Consider the following 847-nt stretch of genomic DNA (forward strand, 5'->3'; position numbering starts at 1 on the left):
CAAAATTTAAAGTTCTCAAACGTTGCTCTTTTTTTAATAACTGAACAATGTAATAATTTCTTTGTTCTTTCGTTTGGTCTTTATGAATTTTAATCCATCTAGATTTTTCATTATTCACATTAATGTCAAAATTAATGTCTCCATCAGTTATTAAGCCTGCCTTCAAAAAACTTGGACCTATATATGCAAAATCTTCACCATTCTTTTTCCAATCTTCTAGATTAGGGGTTGTAGAACTAATCCGTTTTGGATCAACCATTAAAAGAGTGTATCTTGGAGGTCCAGCCATATGAAAAGGTAACGAATCAAAATCTAATAGAATTTCGGATATTTCACTTTTTATTTGAGAAGAATTCTCGACGGATCTTATTGAAAATTGAGACAAAGTTTCATCGAATAATTGTTCATTTTGCAATACGATTGCTGATTCCGAAACGGTTCCACTATCAATATCTGGTATACTAGTTTTAGGAGTTGATGCTACGTAATCGGCCGCATCAACACCCATACCAGAAAATTGAAGTAAATTTGCTGATGATGAAGTTTTTGAAAAATATTCACTTATTTTACGTTGGTTTGGTGATTCTGGAGGGCTACATTTTTTATTGGGTTGAGAGTTTAACGGTGTGGGAGATTCCCTTTTTTTTCGTTCTTTTTCGTTGTTCACCTTCACTTACTGTTGGAGAAGAAACAGAAGGAGAGCGCGTTAAATCAAACTCTTCTTTCGATGCGAATCCGTTACAATTGATGCTTAAACTAAATAAAATTATTAATAGATGATAATAATATCTCAACACCACTTATCCCCTTGTTATTAAGGTTTTATTTTGAGATCTAAGCAACAATT

Annotated in this window: 1 protein-coding gene; it reads right to left on the reverse strand. The window is 32.5% G+C overall.

Going from position 1 to position 847, the window contains the following annotated elements; translation table 11 throughout:
- On the reverse strand, positions 1–667 hold a 667-nt coding region (locus IG80_RS0111885), incomplete at its 3' end, for a hypothetical protein (protein WP_156962233.1).
- Between the last annotated feature and the right edge of the window lie 180 nt (positions 668–847).

Origin of the sequence: Candidatus Paracaedibacter symbiosus (assembly GCF_000757605.1) — a bacterium.
In the GTDB taxonomy this organism is placed as follows: Bacteria; Pseudomonadota; Alphaproteobacteria; order Paracaedibacterales; family Paracaedibacteraceae; genus Paracaedibacter_A; species Paracaedibacter_A symbiosus.